The organism is Sphaerisporangium sp. NPDC049002 (genome assembly GCF_040649355.1).
Lineage (GTDB): Bacteria > Actinomycetota > Actinomycetes > Streptosporangiales > Streptosporangiaceae > Sphaerisporangium.
The window spans coordinates 1-6299 of sequence record NZ_JBEZFH010000310.1 but is presented as its reverse complement, the minus strand read 5'-3'; the positions used below and the strand labels follow the sequence as shown (position 1 = coordinate 6299).

At 70.8% G+C, this 6299-nt stretch carries 7 protein-coding genes and 1 pseudogene; 4 read left to right on the top strand and 4 right to left on the bottom strand.

Annotated elements, in window-relative coordinates; genetic code table 11:
• The 4 genes from AB0B89_RS34060 to AB0B89_RS34045 all read left to right on the top strand — a co-directional run.
• Positions 1-399, top strand: a 399-nt coding sequence (locus AB0B89_RS34060; protein WP_358561136.1) for a 3-oxoacyl-[acyl-carrier-protein] synthase III C-terminal domain-containing protein, incomplete at its 5' end; no start/stop codon positions are given.
• A gap of 64 nt (positions 400-463) precedes the next feature.
• Positions 464-1018: an isoprenylcysteine carboxyl methyltransferase family protein gene (locus AB0B89_RS34055; protein WP_358561133.1), complete on the top strand. Its 555-nt coding sequence runs from the start codon at positions 464-466 to the stop codon at positions 1016-1018.
• Entirely contained in the window at positions 1015-1656 is a 642-nt protein-coding gene (locus AB0B89_RS34050) for an FAD-dependent monooxygenase (protein WP_358561130.1), read from the top strand. Before AB0B89_RS34055 ends, AB0B89_RS34050 begins: the two co-directional genes overlap by 4 nt.
• A 551-nt stretch (positions 1657-2207) precedes the next feature.
• The gene (locus AB0B89_RS34045) at positions 2208-2429 is read left to right on the top strand and encodes a hypothetical protein (protein WP_358561128.1); all 222 of its coding nucleotides are present in this window, start codon (positions 2208-2210) and stop codon (positions 2427-2429) included.
• A 479-nt stretch (positions 2430-2908) separates the two neighbouring features.
• Here the strand turns inward: AB0B89_RS34045 and AB0B89_RS34040 are convergent.
• The 4 genes and pseudogenes from AB0B89_RS34040 to AB0B89_RS34025 all read right to left on the bottom strand — a co-directional run.
• Positions 2909-3760, bottom strand: a pseudogene (locus tag AB0B89_RS34040) (discoidin domain-containing protein); the annotation flags it as partial.
• Positions 3761-4541: 781 nt separating this feature from the next.
• Positions 4542-4736, bottom strand: coding sequence for a ferredoxin (locus AB0B89_RS34035; RefSeq protein WP_358561125.1), 195 nt, complete (start codon positions 4734-4736; stop codon positions 4542-4544).
• A gap of 40 nt (positions 4737-4776) precedes the next feature.
• The gene (locus AB0B89_RS34030) at positions 4777-5970 is read right to left on the bottom strand and encodes a cytochrome P450 (RefSeq protein ID WP_358561122.1); all 1194 of its coding nucleotides are present in this window, start codon (positions 5968-5970) and stop codon (positions 4777-4779) included.
• 19 nt (positions 5971-5989) lie between these two features.
• Positions 5990-6299 (bottom strand): oxidoreductase C-terminal domain-containing protein (locus AB0B89_RS34025; RefSeq protein ID WP_358561119.1); only part of this gene is annotated, 310 nt, incomplete at its 5' end.

The window sequence follows — 6299 nt, the reverse complement described above, 5'->3', positions numbered from 1 at the left end:
CCGGACTCCGAGGCGGTGATGGGCTGGGACGTCTCCGACACCGGTTTCCGCGTGGTGCTCGACACGAGCGTCCCGGAGGTCGTACGGACCTACCTGGCCGACGACGTGAACGGCTTCCTCGCCGACCACGGGCTCACCACGCGCGACGTCACCGCGTGGGTGTGCCATCCAGGCGGCCCCAAGGTCCTGCACGCCGTCGCCGAGAGCCTCGACCTGCCCGAGGGGGCGCTGGACCTCACCTGGCGCTCGCTGGAGGACATCGGCAACCTGTCCTCCTCCTCCGTCCTGCACGTCCTGCGCGACACGCTGGCGCTCCGCCCGCCGCCACCGGGGACCCCGGGGATGCTCATCGCGATGGGGCCCGGATTCTGCTCCGAGCTCGTCCTGCTGCGCTGGTAGGGGCGAAGTGTCGCCGCCGCTGCAGACTGTCCCCCTGGTGATCGGACCCGTATCGTCTCAGGGCATGTCGTCCTGGTACCTGCTGCTCGTCCTGCTCGTCGGCGCCGAGCGTCTCGCCGAGCTGGTGGTCGCCCGGCGCAACGCGCGCTGGAGTCTCGCCCGGGGCGGGCGCGTCTTCGGGCGCGGTCACTATCCCTGGATGGTCGCCCTGCACACCGGCCTGCTCGCCGGCTGCCTGCTGGAGGCGGGCCTCGCGGACCGGCCCTTCGTACCGGCCCTGGGCTGGCCGATGCTCGCTCTGGTCGTCGCGGCCCAGGGCCTGCGCTGGTGGTGTATCACGTCGCTCGGACCGCAGTGGAACACCGAGGTCATCGTGGTGCCCGGCCTGTCGCTCGTCGCGCGCGGGCCGTACCGGCTCGCGTGGGCGCGCCACCCCAACTACGTGGCGGTCGCCATGGAGGGCGCGGCGCTGCCCCTGGTACACGGCGCGTGGGTGACCGCCGTGGTCTTCACCGTGCTCAACGCCGCGCTGATGGTGGTGCGCGTCCGCTGCGAGAACGCGGCCCTCGCGACCCTGGCGCCGGGTCCGGGGGCCGCCGCGCGCGAGGCGACGGCGTGATCGACGTGCTGGTCGCCGGGGGCGGGCCGGCGGGCCTGGCGACGGCCATCCACGCCGCGCTGGCGGGGATGGAGGCCGTGGTGGTCGAGCCCCGGTCGGCTCCGGTGGACAAGGCGTGCGGCGAGGGTCTGATGCCCACCGGGGTCGCGGCGCTGCGTTCCCTCGGCGCCCACGTGGAGGGCTGGCCGCTGCGCGGGATCCGGTACGTCGACGAGCGGCACCGCGCGCAGGCGGCGTTCCGCGAGGGTCAGGGGCTCGGGGTCCGCCGCACCACCCTGCACGCCGCGCTGGCCGGGCGGGCGGCGGAGGTGGGCGTGAAGATCGTCCAGGACCGGGTCGACGGTGTGCGGCAGCACACGGACTCGGTCGAGGCGGCGGGGATGCGGGCCCGCTGGCTGGTCGCCGCCGACGGGCTGCACTCCCCGCTGCGCGGCCTGCTCGGGCTTGAGCTGCCGGCCCGCGCCCCGCGCCGCTATGGGCTCCGCAGGCACTACCGCATCGCGCCCTGGTCGGACTTCGTCGAAGTGCACTGGGCGGCGCGCGCCGAGGCGTACGTGACCCCGGTGGGAGAGCGACGAACAGGCCCGTGGCGAGCACGTCGTCGCCGTACACCCGCAGGCCGTAGTCGGCGGTGTTGACGTTCCAGCCGATGCCGCTGCCGTGGTCGCCACGCCAGAGCCAGGTGTGGTCGATGATCACGTCATCGCTGTAGACGGCCACGCTGGTCGTCGCCTTGCCGGCGAACTGCCCGCCGACGCGGACGAACACGTCCTGCATCGACGTCGGGTTGGCGGAGTGGTCGGTGTGGACGCCCTGCTGCCCGATCTCCAGCAGCGTGGGCGAGTTGACCGTGCCGGCGTCGATCAGGAAGCCGTTGAGCTTGACGCCGTCCACGTCGGCGACCTTGATCGCTGTGACGCCGTTGTCGGGGACCAGCGTCGCCAGTCCGAGACCCATGACGATGGTGTCCGCCCTGGTCACGTTGACCGTCTGGTTCAGGTGGTAGATGCCCGGGGTGAACAGCAGGTGCAGTCCCTGGGCGAGAGCCTGGTTGAGGGTCGCGGCGGTGACGCCCGGCTTGGCGACGTAGAACTGCTCGATCCCGATGGACGTGCCCGGGGTCGCGCCGCCCGCCCAGGTGGTGCCGCGCGCGTTGACGCGCTTGCTCGGGACGAACACCTTGTAGGCGTTGCCCTCCAGGTACAGGTACGGCTTCTCGCGGCTGATCGGCGTGTTGTTCAGCGTCGTGTACCGCGGCTCGGGGAAGCCGTTGGCCGGAGCGCCCTCCACGCCGGAGAAGACCATGTTCCAGACGCCGTTGGTCCAGCCGCCGATGCTGCTGTCGCGGGTGTACCACTGCTGCTGCGAGTACGGCCCGACCGTGCCGTCGATCTTGCTGTCGGCGATGTAGCCGCCGCTGGCCCAGCCGTAGCCGGAGGGCGCCAGGTTCAGCCCGCCCTTGATGTGCATCCGGCGGAACGGCGCGGCCTGGGCGACCGCCCAGCGGTTGGTGCCGTCGTAGGGGGCGACCGACAGGTTCTCGGTCGACCGCCAGAAGTTCTGGGTGGCGTTGCCGTTGAACCAGCCCGCGTCGACGCTGACGCCCTTCACGGTGACGTCGTCGGGGTTGCGGCCGAGGCCGTAGACCGAGGTGTAGAAGCCGGTGTTGACGTTGACGTCATAGCTTCCCGGCTTGAACATCAGCGCGTAGCGTCCCTCACCGAACTGCGCCGCCTCCTGCTGGGTGAAGATCTGGTTGATCTGCGCCTGGATGGTGGGGCCCGACATGGACGGGTCGAAGACCTTCACGTTCGGGCCGAGGTCACCGCCACCCGGCAGCTGCGGCCCGCCGCCCCCGGTCTTGGTGTGTACCGCGACCTCCCACAGGGAGTAGCCGTAGCCGGTCCCGCGGGCCGTGCCGTAGACACGGACGTAGCGGCCGTTGCCCGTCACGTCGTAGGACGCGTTGCCGCCGGTGCCGCCGGTGACCGTCTTCAGGTCGGTCCAGGTCGTGCCGTTGGCCGACGCCTGGATCGCGAAGTTCTTGCCGTAGGCGGCCTCCCAGTTCAGGTCGATCTTGCAGATGTCCTGAGCGGAGCCGAGGTCGACCTGCACCCACTGCGGGTCGCTGGAGAGGCTGGACCAGCGGGTGCCGGTGTTCCCGTCGAAGGCGTACTTCGCGGCCAGGTCGGCGCCCTGTTGCGAGGAGGCGGTCGCGGTCTTGTTCAGCGCGGCGTTGCCGGTGTCGCACGGGCCGGTGGTGCCGCCGGTGTCGCCGTACACCTGGAACTCCCAGAGGGAGTAGCCGTAGCCGGTGGCGCGGGTGCTGCCGAGCATCCGGACGTAGCGGCCGTTGCCCGTCACCGTCCAGGTCTCGGTGCCGCCGGTGCCGCCGGTGACCGACTTCAGGTCGGTCCAGTTCGTGCCGTCTGTCGAGGACTGGACCTTGTACGCGGTGGCGTAGGCGGCTTCCCAGTTCAGCACGACCTTGCTGATGGGGGCCGCGGCGCCGAGGTCCACCTGGAGCCACTGCGGGTCGCTTGCGGCGCTGGACCAGCGGGTGGCGGTGTTGCCGTCCACGGCGTAGGCGGCGGGGGTGCCGGCGTTCTCCGTGGACGAGGCCGTCACGGTTTTGCCCTGCGAGAGCAGGGTCTCTGCGGCGTGCGCCGGGGCGGCGACCGCGGGTACGGCCAGTAGAGCGCCCAGGACCGCCAGCGCGGTCCCGATGGATCGGAGTCTCATGTCATTCCGTTTCCACATTTCGAAGGTACGGGGGGGTGCGGGGGCGACTCCCGCCCACGGATGCGTACGGTGCTCGGCCAGGGCCGGTGGATCGGGCACCGCTCGCGAGGGCGGGGTGTTAGGCATCTGGGAGCGACTAGCCGTAGGAGGTGCCGCGCCGGGGGAGGGGGGGCGGACGCCGACGGCGGGCGCCGTGGACCGGGAGCCGGCCGTCATGGCGGTGATCGGACCGCGTTCCAGCTCGCCGAAGGGGAACCGGCCCGAACGTCGACCTGGATACACGATCTCTCCTCGTGAAAGGGGATGCCTGCCGCACGGGCGACAGGAGTGGGGAGAGCGCTCTCCGACATGAGAGTGCCCTTCACGAGCGATCGGTGTCAAGGCTCATCTTTCAACACGGAAGAAACGTGCTGCTTACCCGCCGGAAACCTGGCCGACCGGATGTCGTCCCTCAGGAGCGTGATGGCCGGGGCGCTCGATTCCCGCCCAGGTGACGGAGGCCGTCGGCGGACCTCCGTCCGCCAACGGCCTCGACCATCGGTTCTGATTGGGCGCGCTTCCACCTTGACAACCCGTGACAGCACGGATAACTCTCTAGGAGAGCGCTCTCCCCCTTTTGGCGTCCCGGCTCCCCCCTCGAACCGAAGGACAGGCCCAGTGCCCTGGATCTACGTCATACGCCACGCTTCTCGGCTGCTCGGCCGTTCCCGCGCGGTGCGGCGGCCGGCGGCAGGGGACCGAGGAGCCCGGGGCTCGTCAGGCGCACGGCGCGGCCCGGTCGCTACTCCTCGATGTGGATGGCCAGCGCGGGGCACACGGCCGCGGCCTGGCGGACGTCGCCGGCCAGTTCGGCGGGCGGGGTGGGGTTGAGCAGCACCACGATGCCGTCCTCGTCGCGCTGGTCGAACACGTCCATGGCGGCCGTCACGCACTGCCCCGAAGCGACGCACTTGTCCTGATCGATGATTATCTTCACGAGATCCCCTCGATTGCCGTTGCTGCGGATGCCGGTGACGTCACCAGGTCACGGGGAGCTCGTAGACGCCGTAGACCTGCCCGTCGTGCTTGAAGGGGATCTGGTCAAGATCCGTCGCCAGGCGCAGGGTCGGGACGCGCCGGTAGAGGGTGCTGTAGACAACCTGGAGCTCCATCCGGGCCAGCGGCTGGCCGAGGCACTGGTGCACCCCGAAACCGAAGGCCACGTGGAGGCGGGCGTCGCGGCGGATGTCCAGCTCGTCGGGGTCGGCGAACATCGCGGGGTCGCGGTTGCCGATGTCGTTCGGCATGATCAGCCCGTCGCCGGCGCGGATCACCTGGCCGGCGATCTCGATGTCCTCAAGCGCGACCCGGCGGCGTCCGCTGTGGGTGATGTTGAGGTAGCGCAGCAGCTCCTCCACCGCCCCGGCGACCAGCTTCGGATCGTCGCCGTCACGCAGGAGGTCCAGTTGCCGGGGGTGCCGCAGCAGGGCCAGCGTGCCGAGAGCGATCATATTCGCGGTGGTCTCGTGCCCGGCGATGAGCAGGAGCACGCCCATCTGGGCCGCTTCCTGGCGCGACAGCTCCCCGGCCCTGACCCGTCCGGCGAGCTGGGACAGCAAGTCCTCGCCGGGCTCGGCGAGCTTGCGGTCCACCAGTTCGTTCAGGTACTCGGTCAGCCGGCCGGACGCGGCGGCCCGCTGCTCGGGCGTCACGCTGCGCTTGATGACGGTCTTGCTGTTGTCCTGGAAGAAGTCGTGGTCGGCGTACGGAACCCCGAGCAGTTCGCAGATCACCAGCGAGGGCACCGGCAGGGCGAACGCCTCGACCAGGTCGACGGGCTTCGGGCCGGCGAGCAGGTCGTCGATGAGGTCGTCCACGATCTTCCGCACGGCCGGGCGCAGGGCCTCCACCCGCTTGATGGCGAACGGAGCCGTCACCATCCGCCGCAGCCGGGCGTGTTCGGGGTCGTCCATCATGATGAAGCTCAGGGACCCGCCGGTGTACGGGGTGTGGCTCGGATAGCCGGGGCGGGTGATGTCGGCGCTGACCCTCGGGTCGGCCAGCAGGGCCCGCTGCTCGGCGTGGCGGGTCACCAGCCATGGTGTGCTGCCGTCCCACAGCTTGACCTTCGCCAGCGGGCCGTCCCCTTGCAGGGCCAGCAGCGCCGGAGGCGGATCGAACGGGCAGCCCGCCGCCCTGGTGCCAGGGAAGAACTCCACCGTTTCTGTCATCGGTCGATTCCTTTCGAAGTCACAGTGTTGGAGCGCGGCCGGCCGCGTCGCCGATCTGCGGGCGGCGCAGGCGAGCTTGCTTGGGCATGTTCCAGCCGAGGACGGCGGTGATCGTGCCGTCGCGGCGGTAGAGCGCGACGAAGCGGCGCGCGGCCAGGTCGCCTTCCACGACGATGACCTCCGCGTCGGCGGACGGCGTCCCGTGGACATGGATCCTGGCGTCGAACTGGTCGGCTGCCGGACCACCAGCGACTGGTGCCCGGCGGTATGCCCGGGAGTCGGGATGATCCAGATTCCCGGCCAGACCTCGGCCTCGCCGGTGATCTCGT

What these genes read in the sequence shown, in the direction of transcription:
- AB0B89_RS34030 (WP_358561122.1), bottom strand. Translation starts at nt 5,970, where the DNA reads ATGACAGAAACGGTGGAGTTCTTCCCTGGCACCAGGGCGGCGGGCTGC.
- AB0B89_RS34055 (WP_358561133.1), top strand. Translation starts at nt 464, where the DNA reads ATGTCGTCCTGGTACCTGCTGCTCGTCCTGCTCGTCGGCGCCGAGCGT.